20 protein-coding genes and 1 other RNA gene are annotated in these 24,999 nt (G+C 43.6%); 14 read left to right on the top strand and 7 right to left on the bottom strand.

Going from position 1 to position 24,999, the window contains the following annotated elements; all coding sequences use genetic code 11:
* Positions 1–108: 108 nt before the first annotated feature.
* The 6 genes from LZG73_RS18110 to LZG73_RS18085 all read left to right on the top strand — a co-directional run bounded on the left by LZG73_RS18110 (position 109) and on the right by LZG73_RS18085 (position 13,073).
* Positions 109–3,345 carry a TonB-dependent receptor gene (locus LZG73_RS18110; RefSeq protein ID WP_233853217.1) on the top strand — a complete coding sequence of 1,079 codons (3,237 nt, stop codon included), beginning with the start codon at positions 109–111 and terminating at the stop codon, positions 3,343–3,345.
* Positions 3,346–3,379: 34 nt separating this feature from the next.
* On the top strand, positions 3,380–5,143 hold the full coding sequence (locus LZG73_RS18105; protein ID WP_233853215.1) for a RagB/SusD family nutrient uptake outer membrane protein: 1,764 nt from the start codon (positions 3,380–3,382) through the stop codon (positions 5,141–5,143).
* A gap of 163 nt (positions 5,144–5,306) precedes the next feature.
* On the top strand, positions 5,307–7,619 hold the full coding sequence (locus LZG73_RS18100) for a TonB-dependent receptor (protein WP_233853213.1): 2,313 nt from the start codon (positions 5,307–5,309) through the stop codon (positions 7,617–7,619).
* A 236-nt stretch (positions 7,620–7,855) separates the two neighbouring features.
* Positions 7,856–8,227: a transfer-messenger RNA gene (ssrA, locus tag LZG73_RS18095) on the top strand.
* Positions 8,228–8,502: 275 nt separating this feature from the next.
* A complete protein-coding gene (locus tag LZG73_RS18090) occupies positions 8,503–9,204 on the top strand; it encodes a hypothetical protein (RefSeq protein WP_233853212.1) in 702 nt (233 codons plus the stop codon).
* A gap of 62 nt (positions 9,205–9,266) precedes the next feature.
* Positions 9,267–13,073, top strand: a complete 3,807-nt coding sequence (locus tag LZG73_RS18085) for a hypothetical protein (protein WP_233853211.1) — start codon at positions 9,267–9,269, stop codon at positions 13,071–13,073.
* 5 nt (positions 13,074–13,078) lie between these two features.
* On the opposite strand, the gene LZG73_RS18080 is transcribed toward LZG73_RS18085, so the two are convergent.
* Positions 13,079–13,945, bottom strand: a complete 867-nt coding sequence (locus tag LZG73_RS18080; RefSeq protein ID WP_233853210.1) for a nucleotidyltransferase domain-containing protein — start codon at positions 13,943–13,945, stop codon at positions 13,079–13,081.
* A gap of 65 nt (positions 13,946–14,010) precedes the next feature.
* Complete coding sequence (locus LZG73_RS18075) at positions 14,011–14,355, bottom strand: nuclear transport factor 2 family protein (protein ID WP_233853209.1); 345 nt, start codon at positions 14,353–14,355, stop codon at positions 14,011–14,013.
* A 165-nt stretch (positions 14,356–14,520) separates the two neighbouring features.
* Between LZG73_RS18075 and LZG73_RS18070 the strand changes: the two genes are divergently transcribed.
* The 7 genes from LZG73_RS18070 (at position 14,521) to LZG73_RS18040 (ending at position 20,198) form a co-directional block, all read left to right on the top strand.
* Positions 14,521–15,261: an SDR family oxidoreductase gene (locus LZG73_RS18070; protein WP_233853208.1), complete on the top strand. Its 741-nt coding sequence runs from the start codon at positions 14,521–14,523 to the stop codon at positions 15,259–15,261.
* A gap of 45 nt (positions 15,262–15,306) precedes the next feature.
* Positions 15,307–16,221 (top strand): AraC family transcriptional regulator, encoded by a 915-nt coding sequence (locus LZG73_RS18065; RefSeq protein ID WP_233853207.1) that lies wholly within the window; start codon positions 15,307–15,309, stop codon positions 16,219–16,221.
* 198 nt (positions 16,222–16,419) lie between these two features.
* Positions 16,420–17,067: a response regulator transcription factor gene (locus LZG73_RS18060; protein ID WP_233853206.1), complete on the top strand. Its 648-nt coding sequence runs from the start codon at positions 16,420–16,422 to the stop codon at positions 17,065–17,067.
* A gap of 256 nt (positions 17,068–17,323) precedes the next feature.
* A complete protein-coding gene (locus LZG73_RS18055) occupies positions 17,324–18,865 on the top strand; it encodes a sensor histidine kinase (RefSeq protein ID WP_233853205.1) in 1,542 nt (513 codons plus the stop codon).
* A gap of 193 nt (positions 18,866–19,058) precedes the next feature.
* Complete coding sequence (locus tag LZG73_RS18050; protein WP_310588451.1) at positions 19,059–19,241, top strand: JAB domain-containing protein; 183 nt, start codon at positions 19,059–19,061, stop codon at positions 19,239–19,241.
* A 37-nt stretch (positions 19,242–19,278) separates the two neighbouring features.
* A complete protein-coding gene (locus LZG73_RS18045) occupies positions 19,279–19,884 on the top strand; it encodes a hypothetical protein (protein WP_233853201.1) in 606 nt (201 codons plus the stop codon).
* Between the two features lie 2 nt (positions 19,885–19,886).
* The gene (locus LZG73_RS18040) at positions 19,887–20,198 is read left to right on the top strand and encodes a helix-turn-helix transcriptional regulator (protein ID WP_233853200.1); all 312 of its coding nucleotides are present in this window, start codon (positions 19,887–19,889) and stop codon (positions 20,196–20,198) included.
* Between the two features lie 12 nt (positions 20,199–20,210).
* Here LZG73_RS18040 and LZG73_RS18035 read toward each other — a convergent pair whose 3' ends face one another.
* The 5 genes from LZG73_RS18035 to LZG73_RS18015 form a co-directional block, all read right to left on the bottom strand.
* Positions 20,211–20,471 carry a hypothetical protein gene (locus tag LZG73_RS18035; protein ID WP_233853199.1) on the bottom strand — a complete coding sequence of 87 codons (261 nt, stop codon included), beginning with the start codon at positions 20,469–20,471 and terminating at the stop codon, positions 20,211–20,213.
* Positions 20,472–20,746: 275 nt separating this feature from the next.
* On the bottom strand, positions 20,747–21,316 hold the full coding sequence (locus tag LZG73_RS18030) for a hypothetical protein (RefSeq protein ID WP_233853198.1): 570 nt from the start codon (positions 21,314–21,316) through the stop codon (positions 20,747–20,749).
* Positions 21,317–21,629: 313 nt separating this feature from the next.
* The gene (locus tag LZG73_RS18025) at positions 21,630–22,649 is read right to left on the bottom strand and encodes a YhcG family protein (RefSeq protein ID WP_233853197.1); all 1,020 of its coding nucleotides are present in this window, start codon (positions 22,647–22,649) and stop codon (positions 21,630–21,632) included.
* Entirely contained in the window at positions 22,646–23,056 is a 411-nt protein-coding gene (locus LZG73_RS18020) for a helix-turn-helix transcriptional regulator (RefSeq protein ID WP_233853192.1), read from the bottom strand. Before LZG73_RS18020 ends, LZG73_RS18025 begins: the two co-directional genes overlap by 4 nt.
* Before the next feature lie 232 nt (positions 23,057–23,288).
* Positions 23,289–23,426, bottom strand: coding sequence for a hypothetical protein (locus tag LZG73_RS18015; RefSeq protein WP_233853190.1), 138 nt, complete (start codon positions 23,424–23,426; stop codon positions 23,289–23,291).
* 336 nt (positions 23,427–23,762) lie between these two features.
* Between LZG73_RS18015 and LZG73_RS18010 the strand changes: the two genes are divergently transcribed.
* Positions 23,763–24,902, top strand: a complete 1,140-nt coding sequence (locus tag LZG73_RS18010) for a glycoside hydrolase family 26 protein (protein ID WP_233853183.1) — start codon at positions 23,763–23,765, stop codon at positions 24,900–24,902.
* Positions 24,903–24,999 lie beyond the last annotated feature (97 nt).

Raw genomic sequence — 24,999 nt, 5'->3', positions numbered from 1 at the left:
TAATAGCCTATTTCACTGTCAGACGATGTTCTCTGCCCTATTCTGTCTAGTAACAGTAGGTTACAAATTCTTCTTTTTTTATTAATATTTTAACAACCCGAACAGTTAATGAAAAAAAATCTTTACCTGACTATCTTATTGTGTTTCGCAGTGATCCAGGTCTGGGCACAAAACACTTTGAGCGGACGCATCACAGACGCGTCTGAAAATGTACCCCTCCCCGGGGTAAGCGTTCTTTTAAAAGGAACAACGAGTGGAACAACCACCGATGCGGATGGTCGTTTCTCGCTTTCAACACCCTCTAAAACAGGAACGCTCGTCGTTTCCTACATTGGTTATTTTACCCAGGAAGTTGAGATTGGAAGTCGCAGCACGATTGACATTGCCATGAGCGCTGACGTGAAGTCGCTTAGTGAAGTGGTTGTGACCGGTTATGCTGCACAGCGTAAAAAGGACATTACTGGTGCCGTAACAGTTATTAACACAAAAGAACTGACCGCTGTGCCTTCCGCCAGTGTGACCCAAATGCTGCAAGGGCGCGCGGCTGGTGTTACTGTCGGAAATGACAACTCGCCGGGTGGTGGAACAATGGTTCGTATCCGCGGATTTGGTTCGATCAATAACAACAGTCCGCTGTATGTAATTGATGGTGTGCCGACGCAAGGAACATTGAATCAGCTGAATCCCAACGACATTGAATCCATGCAGGTGTTGAAAGATGCGTCTGCTGCTTCCATTTATGGTGCACGTGCGGCAAACGGCGTTGTCATCATTACCACGAAAAAAGGAAAGCAAGGCGATCCGAGCATTACATTCGACTTCTACACGGGCACGCAGAGACCGGGCAAAATGTTGGATTTGTTGAATACGAAAGAGTTGGGTGAATATTTGTATCAGTCCGATTTGGGAGCCGGCAAAAACCCTTCTGTCACTTCTCCTTCCGTTCAATACAGATTTGACGACAAGGGAAACCAGACCATTGCGGACTACATTTATCCAAATGTTTACGGTGAATTGCCTTCCAACTACACTTATACGAACGACATTGCCGATCCGGCCCTTGGTAAAACGGCTTTCAACATTACAAAAGCCAACAAAGAAGGAACCGACTGGCAAGACGTAATCTTTGACCCGGCACCGATTTCAAACTATCAGATAGGAGCAAGCGGTGGTTCGAAATCGGCGAAATATGCGATTTCTGCAAACCATTTCAAGCAGGACGGGATTTTGAGATACACCAAATACAAAAGATATTCGGTGCGCGCCAACACAGAATTCACAAAAGGCAAAATCACTGTAGGAGAGAACCTTACATTCTCTTATGACGAAAGACAAGGCATTACAAACAATGATGAAGGTAACCCGATCATGTTTGCAATCCGCGTTCACCCGATCATTCCGGTGTTTGACATCACAGGTGGCCCTGCCGAATTGGGCGGAACAAACTTGTCTGCTTACAACGGTTTCGCGGGAAGCCGCGGAAGTAACCTGGGTAATGCCCCAAATCCGCTCGCACGTCTTTATCGTGAAAAAGACAACATTACACGCGGCACGCACGTGTTTGGAAACATGTTTGCACAAGTGGACATTTTACCAGGATTGGTTGCGCGCACGAGCTTTGGTCTTGAATACAATCAGTCAAATCGCTCTGAATATTTCCATCGCGACATTGAAGCAGCGGAATCCCGCAATGCGAACAGCATGAACGTGATTAACAACCTTGACCGTTCGATCACATGGTTCAACACATTGAATTATGCCAAATCTTTCGGGGTGCACAACTTCAATGTGCTCGTAGGAACGGAAGCTGTTAAAACTTATTCTGCTGGTTTTCAAGCAAGTAGAAGCGGTTTTGCATTCGATGACCTAGATTATCGCTATCTGGATGCAGGTTCGGCGGCAGGTTTGGCCAATGCAGGAGCGGGTGCGGAAAGAACTGCGCTATTCTCACAATTTGGTAAAATCAACTACGGATTTAAAGAGCTTTTGCTGGCTGACTTCACATTGCGCCGTGACGGATCTTCCCGCTTCTCGGAGGCCAATCGTTATGGTGTATTCCCTGCATTCTCAGTGGGTTTGCGGATGACGGAACTTGAATTTATGAAGCCAGCGAAAAAGGTTTTGGACGACTTGAAACTTCGTTTTGGTTGGGGTAAAACAGGTAACCAGCTCATCCCGAACGTGTACAATGCTTACACGCTGTACGCGCCCGATCCACAAAACAATGCTTACGACATCAACGGAACGGGAACTTCCATTGTCGGTGGATTTGACCTCGTACAATTTGGTAACAATAATGGTAAATGGGAAACAAACACTTCCACGAACATTGGTCTGGACGCGGTGTTGCTGAATGGCAAACTGGAATTCGTGCTTGACGTTTACAACCGCAAGACCACGGATATGTTAACGCAAATCGCCATTCCAAGAACAGCAGGAACAGGAACCATTCCTTACACGAACATCGGAGAGGTTAGCAACAAAGGATTTGACATTGGTTTAAACTTCCGTGACAAAAAGGGCGACTTCTATTATGCAGCAGGCGTAAATTTTGGTCACTACAAAAATGAAGTCATTAAGCTGAACAATGATCCTAATGCAACAATATTTGGTTTCACAACGCGCCTTCCGGCTATGTCGGCATCAAAAGCGGGTTATCCGATTGCGAGTTATTACGGCTATTTTGTTGATGGCGTGATTAAGGATCAGGCCGAAGCTGATGCGGCTCCGAAATTTGGTTCGTATACACGTGAAGGAACATTCAAGTTCAGGGATGTGAACGGCGACGGCATCATTACGGCTGCTGACCGCACGATCATCGGAAGCCCTCACCCGGACTTCAACTATGGTGTTAACCTGAATGTGGGTTACAAAGCATTTGATTTGACGGTGTTCGGCCAGGGCGTTCAGGGCAATGAGATCTTCAATTATGTTAGATATTGGACCGATTTCAATGTATTCCAGGGCAACAGATCGAAGGATATGCTTTACAATTCCTGGAAAAAATCGGGTGACGATGCCAAATTGCCGCGCCTTAACTCTGGCGATGCAACAAGCCAGCAGGTTTCTTCTTACTTCCTCGAAGACGGTTCTTATTTCCGTGTGAAAAACGTTCAGCTGACTTACACTTTGCCGGTTAAATTGCTTAAAAGGGTGAAAATTGCCTCAGCACAGGTCTATCTGCAAGGACAGAACATGTTCACATTCACCAAATACACAGGACTTGATCCCGACATCAACCTGAGAAGATCTGGTAACAACAACGAAGACAAGCACATGGGCGTGGACGAAGGTGCTTATCCGGTTTCAAAATCATATCTGGTAGGCTTGCGTTTTGGTTTCTAATCCTCTGACATTCACGAAATATCATATCATTACAATGAAAAAAATAACCATATTAATCGTTTTAATTGGACTGAGCTTTTCCTGCTCAGACAGCTTTTTCGATCTGAAACCACAAGGGCGCGCTTCTTTGGAACAACTTAGCAATAAGAATGGCGTAAATGCCTTGTTAATAGGCGCTTACTCACTTGTCGATGGGGTTGGTTCGGGAAATACAGGTCGGCAATCGACTGTTTCCAATTATGTTTTCGGTGGAATTGCAAGCGATGACGCAGTGAAAGGAACCGATGCAGGTGACCAGCCAGAACAGTCGTTTATTGAGCAATACAACTGGCTTTCAGATAACACTTACTTCCTCGGGAAATGGTGGCATCAATATGACGGCGTCGCTAGATGTAACGAAGTGATCCAGATTGTGAATGGTGAGCTTGTTAAGGACATGACGGATGCGGAAAAGGAGCAGGTGATTGCAGAAGCACGTTTTTTAAGAGGTTTTTTCCATTTTGAGGCCAAGAAAATGTGGAACAAAATTCCTTACATTGACGAGACCGTGTACAAGTCTGCTGATCCAAACTCTACTAAAGTCCCTAACACAGAGGATATTTGGCCTAAAATTGAAGCGGACTTTAAATTTGCAGCAGATAAACTGCCTGTGACACAGGCGCAAAAAGGAAGAGCAACGCAATGGGCAGCGAAATCCTTTCTTGCAAAATCATTTTTGTTTCAAAAGAAATGGGCTGATGCAAAATTGCTCTTGGACGACGTTGTTAAAAACTCGGGTAAAAAGCTTGTTGCCAACTATCACGACAATTACAGAACGACCGGAAACAACAACACTGAGTCGATTTTTGAAGTGCAATTTTCTGTAAATGACGGAACAAACGGAAACAATGGTAATGCGGGTGATAACCTGAACTGGCCATATTCCGCCGGTGCTCCCGGACGTGGCTGTTGCGGTTTTTACCAGGCTTCGCACAACCTTGTGAATGCATTTAAAACAGAAAACGGTCTGCCAATGATCGGTGCTGCTGCTGACGGAACTTTGGACACTTATAACAAAGTGGATCTCCCTAATGACCAGGGAATCGTATCTTCTGCTGCATTTACTTTGGACAAAACAATTCCTGTTGATCCGCGTCTTGACTGGACTGTTGGTCGCCGGGGCGTTAACTTCCTGGACTGGGGCCCAATGCCAGGTTCAGCTTGGATTCGTGACCAGGTTTATGCAGGTCCGTTTACCGGGAAGAAATGGATGTACTATTTGGCAGAAGAAAACAGCACAACGCACTCGACAAGCAAGCGTAATGTCAATAACAACTTCCGTATGATCAAACTTTCGCACGTGTTGTTGTGGCTGGCGGAATGTGAAGTGGAACTTGGAAACCTGGCGGCGGCAGAGGGTTATGTGAATCAAATTCGTCTGCGCGCGAAAACAGGTACTGTGCAGGATCCTACGGTAACTTACAAAGTAGAGCCATATCCGGCAGGAACATTTGCGGGCAAGGGCGCTGATTATGCAAGAAATGCTGTCCGCATGGAGCAGCGACTTGAATTTGCTATGGAAGGTCACCGCTTCTTTGATCTGGTTCGCTGGGGCATCGCTGCCAAAGTGCTTAACAAATATGCTGCTGAGGAAGCGCTTCCAGGCAAAGAACCATCTGGCCGCACGTTCAGCAAAAGGGGTTACATGGCTGGGAAAACCTTTACAGAAAAAAACAATTACTATCCGCTGCCACAGGACGAGATCCTGAACAGCCAATTGGATGGAAAGCCAACATTGACGCAAAATCCGGGTTATTAATTGGTTTTGATTACGTCAAGATAATTTTCTGCATATCAAACATTACCAGAGCGGCCAAATGGTCGCTCTGGTTTTTTTGTGCAACTAAACCCGCGATCAACAGGTAAGTAAGCGGTTACAGCCTACTTTTGCGGTGACAGTTTTCACCCGGCAACTTTTTGGTATGCATCGTATTTTACTTGTTTTCTTGTTTTGCTCAATATCCTCGTTTGCACAGACATACACTTCGACCATTCGCGGAAATGTGAAGGACGCCGATACAGGCTTACCGCTTGCCAATGCTTCATTGACAGTTTCGGGAACCGGCCAGGGAATCAACACCGACGCGTCCGGTGAATTTCGGTTCAATGCGCTGCCGGTGGGGAGATATGTTCTTTCGGTTTCGTTTTTAGGATATGAATCTTTAACAATCCCTGAAATACTTTTGGAATCAGGCAAAGAAAATGTACAGCAGATCCGGTTGCATATGGCAGGAAAGCAATTGAATGAAGCCACCGTAGCCGCTTCGAGACCAATTTCGGTCAACAGCATTCAGGCAATAACCATTGAGCAAACGCTAAGATATGCAGCCACTTACATGGATCCCGCACGCGTAGCGACTTCTTTTCCCGGAGTTGCTGCCGCCAATGACCAGGCAAACGGATTGGTCATTCGGGGCAATTCACCCAACAGCATGCAATGGCGGCTGGAAGGCGTGGAAATTGTCAATCCAAATCACTTGTCCAATGCAGGCACATTTAGTGACCGGCCAACCTCGACGGGTGGAGGCGTCAACATTCTGAGCACGCAACTTCTCGGCACTTCCTATTTCCTCTTAGGCCCATTTCCTGCACAATATGGCAATGTTACAGGAGGCATTCTGGACATGCAATTACGAAATGGCAACAACGAAAAAACCGAGTTCACAGCCCAAGCCAGCTTGCTAGGGCTCGATTTCGCCGCCGAAGGGCCGCTTTCCAAAAATTCAAAAGCGTCTTATTTGATTAATTACCGCTATTCATTTACCGGACTGCTTGGTGCGGTTGGCGTGAAGTTTGGAGGAGAGGACATCCGTTTTCAGGATTTGTCATTTAACCTCAATTTCCCAACAGCAAAAGGAGGGAAGTTCACGATTTTTGGAATGGGTGGTGTGAGCAGTAACGCATTTGAGCCGGAGAAAGACACGGCAGCCTGGGCGTTTTACAAAGACGGGCAAAATATTATCTATAAAAATAAAATTGGCGCGGCCGGCGTCACTTACGACCAGCCGCTGGGCAGCAAAGCATCACTTCGGACGGTCTTTGTAGCCTCTGGCTTGAACACGACACGGGAGGCTTTTGTTGTTGATCCAAAAACGCTGGCCCGTCGTGACCAGATTGGAAACGATGCATTATCTAATTCAAAAGCATCCTTTAACAGCACATTTAGTTACCGTTTCAATGCGAGGCATAGATTGAAAGCAGGGATCTTTTTGACCGGTCAGGAATTTGACGTTCCGCCTTCGCTTTGGATCGGCGACGTCAAATTGTGGATTATAGAGCCTTTTGCAAACTGGTCTTATCAGCTTGCACAGTCAGTAACAACCGAAATTGGCTTACACGTAATGATTAGCAAACTGCATGAAACCGATGCGAAAACCAGTTTTTTATTGGAACCAAGAGCCGCTGTGAAATGGCAAGTGACAGATAGTCAGCAATTAACCCTTTCTTATGGTCTTCATAGTCAGATGCAATCGCCTAATGTTTACACATCCATTTACGGGAACACGAATATCCAGCGGAACATGCATCTAACTCCAACGCGATCGCATCATATTGTGCTGGGTTACCAGCGGACTTTCAACAACAGCAACAGTCTGAAAATTGAAGCCTATCTCCAAAACCAATTCGATGTGCCGATAGGAACTGACCTAAGAATCCAATATTCGGCTGTGAATCTCATCGAGGAAAAGCCTTATGTGCGCTTCGATAACACAGGCTCCGCGCGGACTTACGGTTTGGAAGCCAGTTTCCAGAAGTTTTTGACAAACGATTTCTACATGCTTGCGTCAGGTTCGCTTTACGATGCCAGTTATGTGGATTTGGACGGGATCCGGAGGGCAAGCCGTTTCAACGGGCGGCATACATTTAGTCTTACTGCGGGGAAGGAACTGAAATCGGCCAAAGAGAGTCTTTGGGGCATTAATGCAAAAATACTTTGGATCGGCGGCTTCCGCGATATGCCTATTGACGAGGCATACTCACGCATTCTTAAATATACGATTTATGAAAATCAGGGTTCTTATTCAGTCAAAATGAAAGATTACTTCCGCCCCGACATCAGGATTTACTGGAAAAAAAGCAAGAGTCGTTACAGTCGCACACTCGCATTAGATTTACAGAATGTTTCTGGGACCAAGAATGAAGCATATCGCTATTTCGACGTCCGCCAGGATAAAGTAGTAATGCAAAATCAGTTGGGGTTGATCCCGGTGTTGAGTTATCGGTGGGAGTTTTGATTAATTTTGAATGACTGAATGATTGAATGATTAATGAGCGGGCGCTGATGTGTGAATGAATGTGATTAATTGGTTTATTTTTAGTTAGTTATTGAGCGGGATTGTTGTTTGGTTCAAAAAAAGTGTGTTTTGATGCGAACTTTTTGGATTGAAATGCTGTAATTTGATCTGTAATGAAACTTTCACCTGGTAGCATTTTGCTGCCGAATGTTAGAATCCAATGCCAACTTAATAATGGGGGTGACTGGAATTGACAGCGGGCTGAGGTTCTGTGTGTAAGCATGTCGGGAGTTGAGATTACCTCCCGTAAATAATGGTCTCAAACAATACCAGGCGAATCTACTTACGCCATGGCTGCTTAATCCGGAGGATTAAACAAATGCCATCATCCCTCCAACCTACGTGCTGATGGTTGGGCTCCGGGGTGTCGCAAATCAGCGCTGGTTGAAATAGTGGTACGGAAATTCAACGAGACACCAGTATCTAAGGCTATGACGCGGGTCCGCCGTGTACCTTGTCAGGCACGAAAATCTAAACAAGGATAAGCATGTAGAAGGCGCAGGGTTTCCCTGTTCTGGACCGGGGTTCGAATCCCCGCATCTCCACTTAAAGGTCTGTAAATCATTGATTTACAGACCTTTTTTGTTTTCGTTGATCACCGCAAGTCTTTCAAATTTAAAAAAGCAAAGGGACCAATTCGGGACTGAAACCGGTGGCGTTGGTGACGGTATAATGTACGAACTGCCGGAGTGTTGGAAAGGAGGAAGATTTTTATAACCATGAAGCTCCCTGAGTTTTTAGACCTTGCCAACACAGCTAGCAGAAGTAATATTCTATTAATATATTGCTTACGAAATGTAAACCTCCAACTATACGTCACTGCATGAATCAAATCAGCAATTTTCTAGGCCAACCATGGTGGCAGGGCATTTCTGTGTTCCTAGCTGTCGCCGGGCTAATGCTGGCCTTGGTTCAGCTTCGTAAAAAGAAGTTAGGTTATCTTATCCAATTTTCGGAATCTGTGTTTGCGGAGGATTTGGGGTTTACGGACCAACTATCCATTTCGTACAAAGGCGTGGCTGTCAAAGCGCTTCGGGTAGTATCCATTAAAATCAAGAATTACGGCCTTTTGCCTATAAAAAGTGACGACTTCCATGAAGCAATAGAAATTAAACTCAATGGTAGTCTTCAAATACTTGATTGTGAGATAAAAGCATTGAATCCGAAAAATCTAAAAATTCAATATTTAATAATACATCAATCTATAATAATTAATCCGACTCTACTAAATGCAAAAGATGCGTTTTCAGTAAAGGTAATTTACGATGGTGAAGATGCTGTGCTAGAACCGACATGTCGAATTGCGGGAGTGAGTAGAATAAAGGATTTGGATCTGGTCACCTTAGCTAATAGGAATTTGGTTGCACTAACATTTTTTGGTACAGCTTCATTTTATACGCTACTAAACTGGGCATTTTTTATCACACCCGCTAACTATGGATATCAAGTGTTAGGATGTTTTATCATCCTTGGGTTAATAACTTACGTATCCATTTACAGAGATAAGATGTTATCCAATTTGTAAAATCTATACATTCTAGATGATAGTTTTTTAAGATTACTTGCCCATAGCATAGAATTATAAATATGAGTGAATTGCTAGAAATTACAGATAAAGACATCGCTGCACTCGATGATACAGATTTGAGATGCCTAATTGGCTTATTATGTGAGGCTGAGTGTAGTAAGAATGGGATTTCAACAACCGCAATTCAATGGGGAGGGCCTCAGGATGCACCTGACGATGGTATTGATGTATTGGTAACTTCCGACATTCAGTTTCCAACGGGATCTTACATCCCTCGCTCACAAGTGATATTTCAAAGTAAGGTCACAAATATGACTACCACTTTGATTCGCAAAGAAATGATGCCTTCGGGAACGATTCGCAAATGTATAACTGATCTTGCAGAGGCTCGCGGGGCATATATAATTGTATCACGTCATAGTGTTACACCCAAAGGATACCGTGAAAGAAAGTCAGAAATGAAGGAGATCGTCGGCGAGCTGAATATAGTGGTGGACTACTATCATGGCAGAAGTATAGCCAGTTGGGTGACCGGACATCCTTCTATTATTCTGTGGGTTCGTCAACGAAGCAAGAGACCCATTTTTGGATGGAAGTCCTACAATGATTGGACCTTAAATCTTGGAACTGGGGAGACTTATCTTCATGACCAGGATTGCCGACTTATTGATAAACGGAATGGTAATAGTTTCGAAATGACAATTGAAAGCGGAATCTCCGAAATGAGAAATTTGCTTTCTCAGTCAGGAAATTATTTAAGGCTTACAGGATTATCCGGCGTAGGAAAGACCCGGCTTTCGCAAGCTCTTTTTGATGAGAATATCGGAGCTGAGTTTTTAAATAAGTCCATTGTCATCTATACCGATATATCAGATGAGCCCACACCTAGTCCGCAAAATTTGGTTGAGCAGCTTGTTGCTGGCCAAGATAAAGTCACTCTCATCATTGACAATTGCACCCCAAAGTTGCATGCTGACTTGGTAAGCAAGTTGAGGGCCCAACCGCATTCCATCAGCTTATTGACGATCGAATACGATGTCAGAGACGATCTGCCGGATGAAACCGGAGTTTTTCATTTAGAACCTTCCAGTGATCAGCTTATTCAAAAATTGGTTTTGAGACGATTTCCTAAGATTGGCGAGCTGGATGCATGGAAAATTGCTGACGTTTCCGGTGGCAATGCTCGCGTAGCTATTGCTTTGGCTAACACCGTGAAGCCGGGTGAGTCAATAGGTCATCTTCGAAACAATGGCCTTTTTGATAGACTGTTTAATCAAAGAAATCCTGAAAATGAAAGCTTGAAAAGCTCTGCGGAAATACTTTCTCTGGTTTATTCTTATGATATAGAAAACCGTGAGTTGGAGGGCTCTGAACTTGGAATACTTAGTCTTATAAGTTCCATTCCAGCCCAAGCCCTCTTCAAACATACGCTCGATCTCAGAGATCGCGACCTTGTACAATCCCGGGGAAAATTTAGGGCAGTGCTTCCTCATGCTATTGCGAATAGGCTGGCGATACGTGGTTTGGCGCTCGTAACTAATTCTTCCATTAACAAATATTTGTTGCGAGAAGGAAATGAGCGATTGATCCGTTCATTCAGTCGGCGGCTCAGCTATATTCCGAATAATGAACGAGCACAGGATATTGTCAAGAACTGGCTGGCACCGAAAATTGGGTGGTTGAACGAGGTAAGTAATTTGAATGAATTTGGGATGTCTGTCTTTGAAAATTTGGCAGCGATAGTTCCAGAGCACGCATTGGCTACTATTGAAAGGGCAACGTTACTGTCAGATGAATTTGCCAGTCGAGAGAATAGACATTTCTCCCGATTTATCCACTTGTTAAGGCATATTGCCTACGAAGAAAGCCTATTCGTGAGAAGCGCGAGGGTAATGGCTGAATTTGCATTAACTGAAAGAGTTGGAGAAAATACCAATCCGATTCGCAGAGATCTGAGCGAAATGTTTCACGTGATTATGTCAGGTACACACGCTTCCGTCGATGTTCGTTTGCAAATTGTCAAGCATTTGTGGGAGTCCGGCCTTTCCAGCAAACAACAGCTTGTGACGGAATTAATTGACGCCGCGCTGGAAGCTTGGCATTTCCGACCTAACCACAATCCAAGTTTTGGTTCACGATCACGCGACTATGGTGCTTGGCCAAAAAATGCAGAAGGATTTAAAGATTGGTTTAGCCAAGTGGTTCAGCAATGCTTTAAAATGCTCAATGACGATACACCATTCAGAGCAACTCTTAAAAATATTCTGGCTTCAAAGCTTCGTGGTATTTGGACGAAGGCACGTTTGTTTGATCTTGTTGAAGCAATTTGTGAACAAATGACTAGTAGTGATTTTTGGGGACAGGGATGGTTCGAAATTTTATCGATTGTTCGATTTGATTTGAAGGATGAGGAACTACCTATTCAGCGAAGGCTCCTATCTCTGGAAGAATCTCTGCGACCCAAGAATCTGCATGATCAAGTTGTGGCGTATTTCCTGTCAGATGCACGAGGAATGGATATAGACTATGCGATTTTAGAGGAAGACGAGGATGAAAGTGGGTTCAAGAAAAGACTTCTTCGCTATGAAAAAATAGGCACAGAATTAATAAAAGATACACCAACTTTTAAAAAGTTATCATCACTACTTTTTGTAACAGAAAATTATGATATATTCCATTTGGGTCGGGGAATATATTTTGGGTCAGAAGATAAAGAAAAAGTCTGGAACAAATTGCTGGATCAATACTTGGCATTACCTGCAACTGAGCGGCAATTTCTGATACTAAAAGGTTGGATAAGCGGGGCACATAGAGAAGGCGAGGAATATTCAGATAGGATTTTGCAGCAATTGATAAACATGCCAGAGGCGAAGCATTTACTATTGCCCCTACAATCTGCCATTCCCACCAGTCAAAATGGAATTGCTTATCTTCAACAGGCTCTGGAAGACTTGGAAATCGATTCGAAGGAATTTGAGTTGTTGTCATACTCTATTGTTAATTCAAACATATCACCTGGGCAGTTCGCGGATCTAACCAAAAAAATATTGAATAGACCTAATGGTCGAGATGCAGCCTTCGAACTTCTCTATTATAAATGTCACGTAGTAAAGTCTGGCTCAATAAACGACATTACTAGCGAGCTATTGGAAATTGGAAGACAGCTTCTCCTAAGTAAAGACTTAGACAAAGAGCTAAATAGGGAGGACAATTATAAAGCTAGTATTGTAGTGCAAATATGCCTTGCGGGAGAAGCGGCATTTGAAGCAGCTAATGAATTTACAATAAAGCTAATGCGTTTGGTCCGTAGCAAATATTATTTTTCACACCGTGTTGATAGTATATTAAGAAAGTTAGTCAAGGTCCAGCCAATATGTTTTCTTAATACGTTATTAGAAAAGGGCATTCCTAATGAATATGTTGGATGGATTGATTTTCATAGTAACGTTGACAATTATGATGCATATTTATCTACTTTATCTAATGATTTGCTGCTAGATTGGTGTAATGAAAACCCAGAGGAAAGATATAGACTTCTTGGCGGAGCAATAATCAGCTATGAGGGAGCTGAGGAAGCAGGTCTGCTGAAATGGAAACCTATTTTTTGGAAAATGGTTGAAGGCGCTTCAAATTTAGTCGAATTATTAGACGAAGTTGAGCAAACGTTGCGACCGTCTGCCGTACAAGGTTCTCGCGCAAACGCGTATCAAGCGAGACTCACATTGTTTTCTGAGCTTTTTGATAGCCCGAATGCTGAGCTTTCCAAATGGGCACGATCAAAATTTAGAGAGTGGACTAAGGAGGTTGCTTTGAACCGTAGGTCTGAGGAAGAACGAAACCAACTTCAAAATGAAAGTTTTGAATGATGATTTCAACTAGAAACTTGGTTGTCAATAAACTGCGCAATCCGCTCCCGACAAACCCGCTCCGTCAAATCTCTCAACAACGCCACCCGACTCCCCAGATACTCCAACTCCGCCTTCTCAATCTTGTAATTCTTATTATACCTCGCATCGATATACGCCTTTTTTCGAAGCAAAAACAGCCGCTTTTCCTCCTCAGTCGTCATGGGAAAAACAATTGCAAACTCGGCATGCTGTTTAACAACCTGATTTCCCAATATCTCAATGTCGTGAATTCTAGGCTTATAATCGGTGAAAACGAGGAGGATAGCTGAATAAAACCTTTCAGTGGTTTGATGTAGAAGAAAGGCAGCCTCTTTAAAATTTGCTCGGTTAAAGGTATCCTGATAGCCGAGAAAGAAATTCGAGGCGCTCTCAAACCAATGCTCGAATTCCTCAGTCGATTTTTCAATTCGTTGTGCCGGATTTAGTTCTTTCGGCTCAGATAAGGAGAATTTACCGGAATCAAATAGCATGATTCCCTCTTTCAGGATATCGACAAAGAAATAGTAGTTCCGTTCGATCTTGTCATTCACAAAACCAATGCTGTGGTAGATAACGCTAGTCCTGGTGATGTCCTCATTGGCCATCAGCTCCTCCTCCAGCTCACGCGATTTCTTGACTTGCTTTGCTGAATTTTTGTCTTTGGTGACGATCAGAATGTCAAAGTCGCTCACATACTCATATTTCTCTTGGTAATCCTCAACCCAGTCTCCACGCGCATAGCTGCCGAAAAGAATAATCATTTGAGCAGGAACCTTTTCGATGATAATTTGGGTGATCTCTTTTAACTCGTCTTGCTTGTTTTGTGGGAGATGAGAGAGGGAGGTTTTCATTCGTGTGCGGAGGTTTTAGAAATTTCGGTAAGATACAAAATTTCAAAAATCATTTACAGCGTACCCTAATGCTCAATAGCCATCGTCCGCACTTTTCCATTTTTAAAAGTGTAGACGTGAAATAACAGCGTGTCGCTCAAAATTTCACCTTCCACACTTTTTATGATCTGACGGACTTTGATCGCAATCCGTCCGTCCGGCTTCTCATCGAATGAAATCGGCTCGACCATAGGATCAATCTGTTGCCACTGCCGCAGCCAGTAAGCACGCACTTCCTCGTGCCCGGATACATAGCCGCCCTCCCAGCCATTGGGCCAGCTTACGTCTGTGTGCATATGCGCCAGAACTGCATCGATCTGACGAGCATTGAAATCCTGGTATAGCTGGCGAAGTAGCGTTTGATAATCCATAACATTGTTTGGTTCAAGATTCCAAAACTACATCTTGAATGATTATTCCAATCTCGGTAAACATTGAGATTTAATCGCAATTATCGACTACACATTTGGCGGTTCTGGCTACACTTTGGGCTATTCGTTTCCGGAATTTTGTATCGTAACATTCAACTATACGATATGATAAATGGAATTGAAAATAAAGTAGTTGCCATCACTGGCGCAAGTAGCGGCATAGGTGAAGCCACGGCAGAACTGCTGGCAGCAAAGGGAGCGAAAGTCGTTCTCGGCGCTCGCAGGGTAGATCTTTTAGCAACTTTAACAGAACGCATCCGGCAGGCAGGCGGCCAGGCGGTTTACCTGCAAATGGATGCTACTAAGCGGACAGAAGTAGCGTCCCTGGTAAATCTGGCCTTGGATGAATTTGGCCGTTTAGATGTGATCATTAATAATGCAGGTATCAGCCAGCTGCAATTATTGGAGGATGTAGATGTGGAAGGTTGGGAGCAAATGATCGATGTGAACCTGAAAGGAACGCTTTATGGCATTGCCGCCGCGTTGCCCGTTTTCAAAATGCAGGGTTCCGGACATATTATCAATATTATTTCAACAGCTGGCATTACTATTGTGCCTACGATGGGCGTCTATGCGGCTACCAAAAATGCAGTCCGTACGATCGGCGAAGCTTTGCGGCAAGAGTCAAAAGGCCGGTGGCGTGTGACAGGGATTTCTCCCGGGTTTGTGGATACGCCCTTCGCGGGCAAAATCAAGAATGAATCTATCCGGGATGTTGTGACGCAAAAAGCGAGCGAAATTGCTATCCCTGCGACGGCTATTGCAGAAGCTGTTGTCTATGCGATCGCCCAGCCAGATCAGGTGGATATCGGCGACATTGTGATCCGCCCGGCTGTTCAGGATTAAAGTGATAGTTTTTTAAATTAGTAATTGAAAAAAAGGTAAGCAGATATGCAGGGGCAACCAGTGGTTTTTAATAATATTTCAGCTTTGATGGAGCGGGTCGGCTTGCCATCACCGCTGCATCCGCTGATCACATTGGTCAACTATGACGAAAACAAACCTGGCCTGGCTGATGCGGGAAGTCAGTATTTGCTGCATTTTTATAAAATAGCATTTAAGTTAAGGTTCAATGGCAAGGCGAAATACGGACCTGGCTCCTATGATTTTCGCGATGGCGGGCTTGCTTTCGTTGGGCCCAATCAGATCGTCCAGCTATCCGATGATTTGGAGGAGCACGAAGGCTACGCATTATACTTTCACCCCGATCTTTTTTATAAGCATCCCCTTGCATCCCGCATTCACCGATACGGCTTTTTCGCGTATTCGATCTCCGAAGCATTGTTTCTCTCCGAGAAAGAGAGGAGTGTAATCAAAGGTGTATTTGAGTCAATAGCGACGGAGCTGGGAACGCACACTGATCATTTCAGTGTGGATGTGCTGGTTTCGCAGATCGAGCTGCTGCTGCATCATTGTAATCGTTTTTATAACCGCCAATTTCTGACACGCAATGTAGTTCATCACGATCTGATCGATCAGCTAAATGCATTTTTGAATGAACGCTTTGAGAAGAAAGAGGCGCTGGTCAAAGGCTTGCCGACGACCCAGGAAATAGCAGAAGAATTGAAAGTTTCCCAGCGATACTTGTCCGACATGCTGAAATCCCTCACCGGTCAGACTACCCAGCAGCATATTCATTTGAAGATCGTTGAGAAAGCCAAGGAAATGATGGGTAGCGATTCACTCACCACAGCAGATGTGGCTTATTCATTGGGCTTCGAGCATCCGCAATCTTTCAATAAATTATTCAAACAAAAAACCGGTATGTCACCCGCTGCTTTTCGTAAGTTGCTGAATCCGAATTAGGAACTGGTCACTTACAAGATGGATGCTTCCTGCCAAGCTTCATCACAGTTCCGTGGCGACGTAATACATGACGTCTGATTCCCCAATAACGTCCTTAGGGTTTTCCCTAATATTTATCAGACTTGGACTTTTTGGTTTATGTTCACCGCTGATTCATCGTACTTTCGGTAGATATAAATTTTTTTTGTATACATATACATGATACGAGTCCTCATCGCGGATGACCATAATGTCTTTGTTGAAGGCATTGAGTCGCTTATTTCGGGATCACTTGATATTGAAGTGACTGATCGCTGCTACACGGTACAGTCAGTTATTGAGCGATTAAGCCAGACCGCAATCGACGTCGTGTTACTTGATATTTCGTTTCCCTACATTGAAGACGGCCTCGGCCTTTGTGAGTATATATGCCGTACATACCCGGAAACGAAAGTGGTAGCACTGACGATGCACGATGATGCTAGTCTCATTAAGCGGATGGTGAAAAAAGGGGCGAAAGGCTATTTGTTGAAGAACACTACGAAAACGGAGTTGCTACAGGCTATCCAGGCGGTTCACCACGAGAAGCAATATTTCAATGAATCGATCACGCAAATTCTGCTGAACGATAGCCCTAAGACCAGAAGGTCAACGGCCGGTATTGGCGTAAAACCTCATCTCAGCCCTCGCGAATCGGAAGTGCTGACCCGCATTGCGCAGGGATTAACAACGCAGCAGATGGCCACTCAGTTATTTGTGAGCGCCAAAGCAATCGAATTTCACCGAAGCAGTCTGCTTATGAAGTTCGGCGTTCCTAACACAGCCCTACTGATAAAGACGGCTATGGAGATGCAAATGATTGACTAGTTCTATTTTGTCATTACAGGTAATGCTCATGAAATGTTGTTCTCCTCGGTCTGGTTGGTGGATCATCCTCCTTTTCTTAGTTATCCTAACTGGCGGGTTCCAATCCGTTAACGCGGTAACTGACACGACGACTGTTGATAGCTTAAAAAAACAGATTAAACTGTTGGTTCAGGATAAGCATTACAGTCAGGCTGCAAAGGCTTATGATTCCCTGGGTAAACTATACCATCGGCAGTACGGATACAATAAATACACGATGGATTCTTACTTAAGTAGCTTGAAATATTACAGCCTGATGGGTGACTCACTCGGATATTTTAATCAGTACCTGTTGATAGGAGACTACTACAGCCAGGATTACTTCATGCAGGCTTATGCTGAACAGTACCTGAAAAAAGCCCAACAGTATTTCGAGCGTACGCATAACATGCCAAAAATCATAGAGTGTCGACTGGGTATTGACAACATCGCTCACTATAGAGAACCTATGCCACCCGGTTTGATAACGCACCTGCGCGAAACCGAGCGGCTTAGCGTAAAGTACAACCAGCCCTATTCCCAGGCGTATGCCCTTAATCTACTGGCCAATACGTACTCTCGTGCCAAACAGCCCGATTCTGCATACTATTTTGCAAGCCGAAGTCTGATCATTTCAAATCAATTGAAAGTTAACTGGTTAATTGCCTTAAATCACTTTTACCTGGGCCTGGTTGAGCAGTTCAGAGAACATATTATGGCGGCTATTGAAGCCTACCAGAAGAGCTACAACTTATCGAAGGCTGAAAATAGTCTGGGCATGATGCGGGAAATATCGCGGCACACGGCAGATAGCTATTCCCGTATGGGCGACTATAAAAAAGCATACGATTGGTCATTAAAAACGCTCGATTTTACGGTTCAGTTCTACACATCCGAACAAACAAAAAGTATTCGTTTGCAGGAACTGGATAGTCAGATCAAAACGCTGGCAGTTGAAAAACAACTGATTGAAGAAAAAAGTCGCAATCAGAATGTATTGAATTCTGCGCTATTTATTGGCTTTATAATCAGTATTATAGGCGTATTTACACTTGCGTATCTAAGACGTCAGCAAAAATTGATTGATCATCAACACACGGTCATCGCTCAGCAACAGATTCGACATTTGGAGCTTAAATCGCTACGTGCAATGATCGAAGGTCAGGAAGGCGAACGGAGTCGGATTGCGCGTGATCTACACGATGGTCTGGGCATTCAACTCTCGCGGATTAAACTATTCATTGAGGCGCACCAGGAAGAATTGCCTTTATCCGTCAAGGAGCCGTTGAACCAGTTTTTGGATGAAGCCTGCACCGAAACCCGGCTGATCTCCAATGATCTGCGCCCATATGCGCTGTCAACCTTCGGCCTCGTTCCGGCGCTGGAAGACCTGGTGCAAAAATTAAATCTGGTTAAAAAAACAAAGCTGATTTTAGACCATTATGGCGAGATGCCGCCTTTGGGCGATGAAGCTGCCGTGATGATCTACCGGGTAGTGCAAGAGCTGCTCAACAACGCGCTGAAACACGCGCACGCCCAAGTGGTGACGGTCCAGCTAATGGTCAATGAAGAAACAACCCTGATTAGTGTGGATGACGATGGCCTGGGAGCTGATTTCGATAATCTGCTATCCAAAGGAAGTGGTATCGCCAACATTCAGTCCCGCATTGCCTACCTAGGCGGGCATGTCATGTGGCACGGCGAAGCCGGAAAAGGAACGTCCGTTATGATTTCGCTGCCCATGCAAAAGTTACAAAAAGCGGAAGCGTTTGTGGCTTGATAATGTAAAATTCAATGCTGCTTCTTACCTCGGGTTTTCCCTCTCATATGCCCGACCTACCAAACCCACTTTTTGTGGGTTTGTATATCTGTTCCCATAATCCGCAAAAAGTAGAAGAAGCAATCATCAGGAATGTTCAAATCGTTCAGGTTAAATGCTGACAGGATGAAGCCCCGCCGCGGCACTCTAATTTATTGAAGAGTTCGAAATACTGCTATTAAACAATGTCAGCCGCGTGCTAGGTATTTTTGAAGTTTCCAGAGGTGGTAGTTCAGGAGCAAGTGCTGATGTAAGGATCATTTTTGCAGCTGCTTTGAAAGCTAATGCAACAGGGATTGTTCCTCGTAAGTATGTCAAAAATCAGGTTATAATCTGATTTTTGACAAAATTTTGCTAGATTTGAGAATTAGTATTTGCCAGTCAGTACACACATTATCGAGCCGCAACGTGCGGCAGTTTCCATGAAGATTGTTGAGCTTACACGCATTGTTCCCGAGACGCTATGGGCGGCGCGGTTTGAAGGAAATAATGAAAACGAGTTTGACCGCACATTCAATTGCTGGGACAATCCGGAGTATTTGGATACATTTTTTACCACGCACGAGCGGGATCTTGTAAAAGATTTTTACGGCTATTGCACAGTAAGCCAAGCTGTTTCAATTACAATGTCAGAAGCCGATGCATTTGAAAAACAATTATTGCTAGTTGCACAAGGACAGGATTTAGAAAAAAGACTAGGAGATATTTTCAAACCACTTGGCAAAACTGCGAGAATCAAAATTGTAAATGAAAAGAGCAAAGCCTACGGAACAGGCGCCAAGTCATGGCTTAGGATTTATGCTGTAAGACTCAACTACGACTTTTTTGTAATCTCCGGCAGCGCAATCAAACTGACAAAAACCATGAATGAGCGAGAGCATTTGCTGGAAGAACTTAAAAAGCTGAATGTGCTCGTGAAATTTTTGAAAGAACTGAATATTGAAACTGTTGAAGATTGGGGATACATTGATTTTGAATGACTATGCAAACGAGAGAAGATATATTACAAAAATTGGAATCGGTCACCGCTGCCGAATCCAGCAAATGGAAAGAGCGCGCAGCCCGCAAAGCCGAAAATCCGAAGGCACTTGAAAAATCCAGGATTATTTCGATTAATATACTCGCCCAGTTGCGAAAACTTGGAATGAGCCAAAAGGATTTGGCGGAAAAATTGCAAGTAACACCTCAGACTGTAAATTCCTGGGTGAAAGGGAATGGCAATTTTACGATTGAGACGATTGTGCGGATTGAGGAGGTTTTGGGAGTAGAGTTGATTGGGGTTAGTGTGGGGTGAGTCAATCTCAGTTTACAGAATATCTGCCCATATATTTTTGAGATCGCGAATGGAAGTCACTCTTCCAGCCTTCACGTCCTCAATGCCTTCTTTAATGGCATTTAATACTTGCGGGTCCGAAAAAAAGACATCAGTTTCAGTACTTTCATCAATTGGCGTGAGTAAAACTGACTTCTTATTCTTTCCCCGGTGAATGATCACCCGCTCCTTCTCGGCAAGATCCAGATAATCCTTCTGCTTCCCCCGAAATTCCATGGCTGTTATGATTCTCATGGTGTACGATTTTGTGTACACAAAATAAGGAGATTTATTTCTTAACTTCAAATTGTCGCAAATATTGCATTCATGGTTGAAAGCGGATAGCAATTTAATGATTGAGGCGTTTGTGCGGATTAACCAGGTTTTGGCGGTGAAGTTATTGACGCTGCATTTTATAAAGGAGATATGAATGCTATTTTCTACTACCAATTATTTGATAGTTTGCCGACGTTTGTTTTAAAAAATGGATGATGTTTGGCAGGGTATTAGATATATTTAAGACGTCAAGGTCATTTGAATTTTTCTCTGGTGGCCAAGTTTTTGAGAACTCTGTCGCTGGCTCTTGGCCATAATTGAACAAGCCGATGTTTACTTTTGTAAATCATTTCGGTGAACATCCTATCAATATCCACGGCCGGGTTCGTGGCAGAGACAATTAATAGTTTGTTTAGTGTAATGACTGTAACCTGGCAGTGATCCGGGTGGTCGATGGGCGAGAACATCGGATTTGTTACATCCTGCGGGTTGTCACTTTGAATTATGTGGGACCATCGATAGAGCTGAGTTTGTTCGCCTTCATAAATGCCTATCCAAATTTTCCAGTCATCACTGGGATACCGATTTTTATAAAGGAAGTTTCGATGATTTCTATGGATTGCGCGTTCGTCGGGATCCATAAATTCTCCCATAATTGTCATAATGGCGATCCAAGCCGCGATTTTAGGAATAAATTGGTCTTCAAGCCTTATCTGCTCTCCGAGGACAAGCTTTCCGATTGCCTCTTTTATTTTGTTCTCGTTTTCGCTAATCCATCCACTATTACAAGTTTCGCATACCAACAGAAATTTCTTTACTCCCATGTCGCCTTGATCCTTTTTCGATGTGAAGTTTGGTGTGCTACTTATAATAGGACCGAAGCCAGTATCTGATCTTAGGTGGGTGCTACCCTGTTTGTTTCTTATTATATAGTGTCGCAGGAAATCTGAAAAGATGTGCTGACGTGTTAATGTTCCAGGGAGGTTACAAAAAATGCAGCGTCTGGGTGAATGTTGTTGCCTATTATTCTTTTTCGTCGTCATAGCAATATGCATATGTCAGAATGAAGTGGCTCTACCAGTTTCGCAAGGGTTTAACCAAATATTTGAATATTTACCACAAAAAAAAGCTTAACCTTTAACTAATCCTAAGAAGCCGTCTCTCCCGCTCAATCTCCGCAATTAACTCCTCCTCAGTCGGCAAATAAAGCATATACTTCGTAGCAAACAATTGCTTGCTATCATTCAAAATACTATACTTCACAACAGTCTCATCTTTTTCAGTACAAAGAATAATTCCGATCGTAGGATTGTCATCATCCTGCTTTTTCAAATCGTCGAACATTCGAATATACATATCCATTTGCCCGGTATCCTGGTGTGTTAGCTTGCCTGTTTTCAAATCAAAAAGTACAAAGCATTTAAGAAGATAGTTGTAGAAAACAAGGTCAATATAAAAATGACTTGTTTCTGTGCTTATTCTAAATTGTCGTCCGACAAAGGAAAAGCCTTTTCCTAATTCGAGTAAAAAATGCTGCAAGTTTCCAATTAAGGCTTTTTCAATGTCTTGCTCTAATGCATTTATCGGTTCAGGGATATTTAAGAATTCGAAAACGTATGGGTCTTTAATAAAATCGTTAGAGGGAATTTTGTCAGAGTTTTGATTTTGAATTGACGTTTCTGCACTAGTTTGAGAAGATAGCAAACGCTGATAATAATGGGAATTGATATTACGCTCTAACGTCCGGGTACTCCACATTTGATCTGCACATTCATTCTCATAATAAGTTCGTGCCGCAGAATCTTCGACTCTCATAATGAGGCGATAATGTGTCCAACTCAATTCCCTACGCACTGCGTAAGATTTTTGTTTATCAGAGAAAGTCAGGTAAAATTTTCGGAAGTTTTCAAGGTTTGCAACTGAAAACCCCTTGCCCATTTCGCGGCTCAGATCCTTTGAAAGTTGTTTGATGATGCCTTCTCCATACGCAGCCCGAGCTTCCCCATATTGTTCTTCTTCCACGATTCTTTTACCAATCTGCCAGTAAGCTTCAAGCATTGCTGTATTGACAGCTTTGTAAGCATTTTGTCTTGCAGATTGTAAAATCCGCACAACATCCTGTATTAAGGACATTGCGGAAGAGCTGGATTCGATCATTGCTGAAATAGTTTCTCCAACCGCCCCATCATCTCATCCTTCTCCTTCAACATCCGCTCATACAATGCAATCTTCTCTTCATGAAGCTGAATAAGCTTTTCAAACGGATGAATGTGAATAGTGCCGTGATTGTAGGAATTGTCATTGAATGTACTCGCGATAATATTTACCGCCTTCTCCTCATCAAAATTCCGAATCGCATCAGCCGGTATCTTCAAAATCGCCGCGACCTGCTCCAAAATATCAGAATCGATTTTTTCCCTCTGTTCAAGTAGGGATATCTTTTGCTGGTTCCAGTCTTCGCCCAGCTCAAACGCCAAATAATCTTGTTTAATTTGAAGCATCTCCCTGAATCTCTTCAAGTTACGGCCTTCGTGGATCTTCGGATTGGATGTAGTATGTGCCATGTGGAAAGGGTGTTTGGTTTAAAAAAGCAATTTATACAAATCCCCCGGGAAGTGCTCGGATATCTTACAAGGATCGCAATGTATGTTACCGGTCGATTGTGTTGGGAACGGTGCGCGGCAGTCTGTGCTTTGCAGAAAACGTAAATGCAAGATTTTGTACCACACTCTTAAAATTAACAAAATGAGCGCACTGCCACACTTCGACGAGCCCGAGGACTCCGCATTAAACCAACTACACCTGGCCTATGGCCGGAAGGTCAAAGAGCTGCTTAGCCAAAGTGACGCTGAAACCTGAATCGAAGACCTTTGGGACATTTATACAGGCTTCACGCTGTTCAGTCAGGAAGCTGGCTATGATCCGCGCGGACATAACAGGTTCGTAAGTTTTAAGGAGCTGGTGTTCTTCTTCCGGGATGTAGGGGCGATGACGAAGAAATGATTGCGAACAATATCGCGAGTGGATTCTTGGACTGACTTTAAGGGAAAACCCTTAATTTTAAAAAAGTAGGGTTTTCCATAATCCATTCGCATTCTGATCCGTCCTACTTTTGCAATAAAAAGTTCTATTTTTTCTATTCCCAATTATTCCTTCCGGTAAATAATTCCCAAGCTTAAAGCTAGTCATGACGGTGACGGCAAATCGGATAAAACAACGGTTTTCTACCAGGGCAAAGAATTCATCTCAATACAGCAATACTAATTTCAAATGCACATTAATTTCAAAATCAAGAAAATAGCGATCGGTTTCGCTGCACTTTTTATTGCATCATGCTCGCTGTCTTGGGCTCAAAAACTAATTGATCCCAAAGCAACACGGGAGACAGCTGCACTTTACCGCAATATGCACGAGTTAGCCAAAAAGCATATACTTTTTGGACATCAGGATGCTACGGATTACGGACATAGCTGGCGAGACGAGCCGGGACGATCGGACGTAAAATCAGTCGTTGGCTCGCACCCCGCAGTAGTTGGTGTGGACATTGCGCCATTGACTGGCAGGTCTGCGGAGTCTATACAGAAAAATCAGGAACGATTAAAAAAACTGGTTACTGATACCTACGCGCGTGGCGGAATTACAACCATTTCCTGGCATTTCTCTAATCCGGTTTCGGGCGGTGGTTTTTACTGGAAAGATTCCGTTTCGCTGCCGGCGGTGAAATACATTATTCCGGGTGGTAAAAATCACCAGGATTACAAGGTCATTTTACAAGGACTTGCAGGTTGGTTCAAAAGTCTGAAAGGTGCCGAGGGAGAGGCTATTCCGCTTATTTTCAGGCCTTATCATGAGTTTGACGGAGATTGGTTTTGGTGGGGCAAAGCACATTGCACGCCGGATGAATTCAAATCATTATGGCAATTCACAGCAGGGTATCTGCGGGATAGTCTGGCTGTCCATAACCTGATTTACGCGTTTTCTCCTGACAATAAATTCAACAGCGTCGCAGAATTTACAGAGCGGTATCCGGGCAATGAATGGGTAGACCTGGTTGGAATGGATAATTATGGAGACATGGGACGTGACGGCAAGTACAATCTGGAACAAGCGATCAAAAAACTCAAAATTGTAAATGACTTTGCGCTGGAAAACAAAAAGCTGGCTGCCATGACCGAGACAGGTCTGGAATCCATCGTTAACCCTGTTTGGTACACCGATGTTTTGCTTAAAGTGTTACAAACTAATAAGTTAAATCTCTCCTACGTACTCGTCTGGCGCAACGATACCAAAAGTCTGACACATTATTACGCGCCGTTTCCAGGGCATCCCGCCGTACAGGATTTCAAGAAGTTTTATGAAAACGAATACACGCTGTTTGAAGGCGACTTGAAGAATATATATGGCAAATAGCGCTTTTTATGGCTTCTAGTAATAGGTAGGTCTTATCTGTTTTTGGGTTTTCAACATGTATATGCTTTTTGACACGGCATTGAATTTCAAAGATTAT

It is taken from the genome of Dyadobacter sp. CY326 (assembly GCF_021390515.1).
GTDB lineage: Bacteria > Bacteroidota > Bacteroidia > Cytophagales > Spirosomataceae > Dyadobacter.
This window is presented reverse-complemented; position numbering and strand designations above follow the sequence as displayed.

What these genes read in the sequence shown, in the direction of transcription:
- LZG73_RS18110 (WP_233853217.1), top strand. Translation starts at nt 109, where the DNA reads ATGAAAAAAAATCTTTACCTGACTATCTTATTGTGTTTCGCAGTGATC.
- LZG73_RS18105 (WP_233853215.1), top strand. Translation starts at nt 3,380, where the DNA reads ATGAAAAAAATAACCATATTAATCGTTTTAATTGGACTGAGCTTTTCC.
- LZG73_RS18100 (WP_233853213.1), top strand. Translation starts at nt 5,307, where the DNA reads ATGCATCGTATTTTACTTGTTTTCTTGTTTTGCTCAATATCCTCGTTT.
- LZG73_RS18090 (WP_233853212.1), top strand. Translation starts at nt 8,503, where the DNA reads ATGAATCAAATCAGCAATTTTCTAGGCCAACCATGGTGGCAGGGCATT.
- LZG73_RS18085 (WP_233853211.1), top strand. Translation starts at nt 9,267, where the DNA reads ATGAGTGAATTGCTAGAAATTACAGATAAAGACATCGCTGCACTCGAT.
- LZG73_RS18080 (WP_233853210.1), bottom strand. Translation starts at nt 13,945, where the DNA reads ATGAAAACCTCCCTCTCTCATCTCCCACAAAACAAGCAAGACGAGTTA.
- LZG73_RS18075 (WP_233853209.1), bottom strand. Translation starts at nt 14,355, where the DNA reads ATGGATTATCAAACGCTACTTCGCCAGCTATACCAGGATTTCAATGCT.
- LZG73_RS18070 (WP_233853208.1), top strand. Translation starts at nt 14,521, where the DNA reads ATGATAAATGGAATTGAAAATAAAGTAGTTGCCATCACTGGCGCAAGT.
- LZG73_RS18065 (WP_233853207.1), top strand. Translation starts at nt 15,307, where the DNA reads ATGCAGGGGCAACCAGTGGTTTTTAATAATATTTCAGCTTTGATGGAG.
- LZG73_RS18060 (WP_233853206.1), top strand. Translation starts at nt 16,420, where the DNA reads ATGATACGAGTCCTCATCGCGGATGACCATAATGTCTTTGTTGAAGGC.
- LZG73_RS18055 (WP_233853205.1), top strand. Translation starts at nt 17,324, where the DNA reads ATGGATTCTTACTTAAGTAGCTTGAAATATTACAGCCTGATGGGTGAC.
- LZG73_RS18040 (WP_233853200.1), top strand. Translation starts at nt 19,887, where the DNA reads ATGCAAACGAGAGAAGATATATTACAAAAATTGGAATCGGTCACCGCT.
- LZG73_RS18035 (WP_233853199.1), bottom strand. Translation starts at nt 20,471, where the DNA reads ATGAGAATCATAACAGCCATGGAATTTCGGGGGAAGCAGAAGGATTAT.
- LZG73_RS18030 (WP_233853198.1), bottom strand. Translation starts at nt 21,316, where the DNA reads ATGGGAGTAAAGAAATTTCTGTTGGTATGCGAAACTTGTAATAGTGGA.
- LZG73_RS18025 (WP_233853197.1), bottom strand. Translation starts at nt 22,649, where the DNA reads ATGATCGAATCCAGCTCTTCCGCAATGTCCTTAATACAGGATGTTGTG.
- LZG73_RS18020 (WP_233853192.1), bottom strand. Translation starts at nt 23,056, where the DNA reads ATGGCACATACTACATCCAATCCGAAGATCCACGAAGGCCGTAACTTG.
- LZG73_RS18015 (WP_233853190.1), bottom strand. Translation starts at nt 23,426, where the DNA reads ATGTCCGCGCGGATCATAGCCAGCTTCCTGACTGAACAGCGTGAAGCC.
- LZG73_RS18010 (WP_233853183.1), top strand. Translation starts at nt 23,763, where the DNA reads ATGCACATTAATTTCAAAATCAAGAAAATAGCGATCGGTTTCGCTGCA.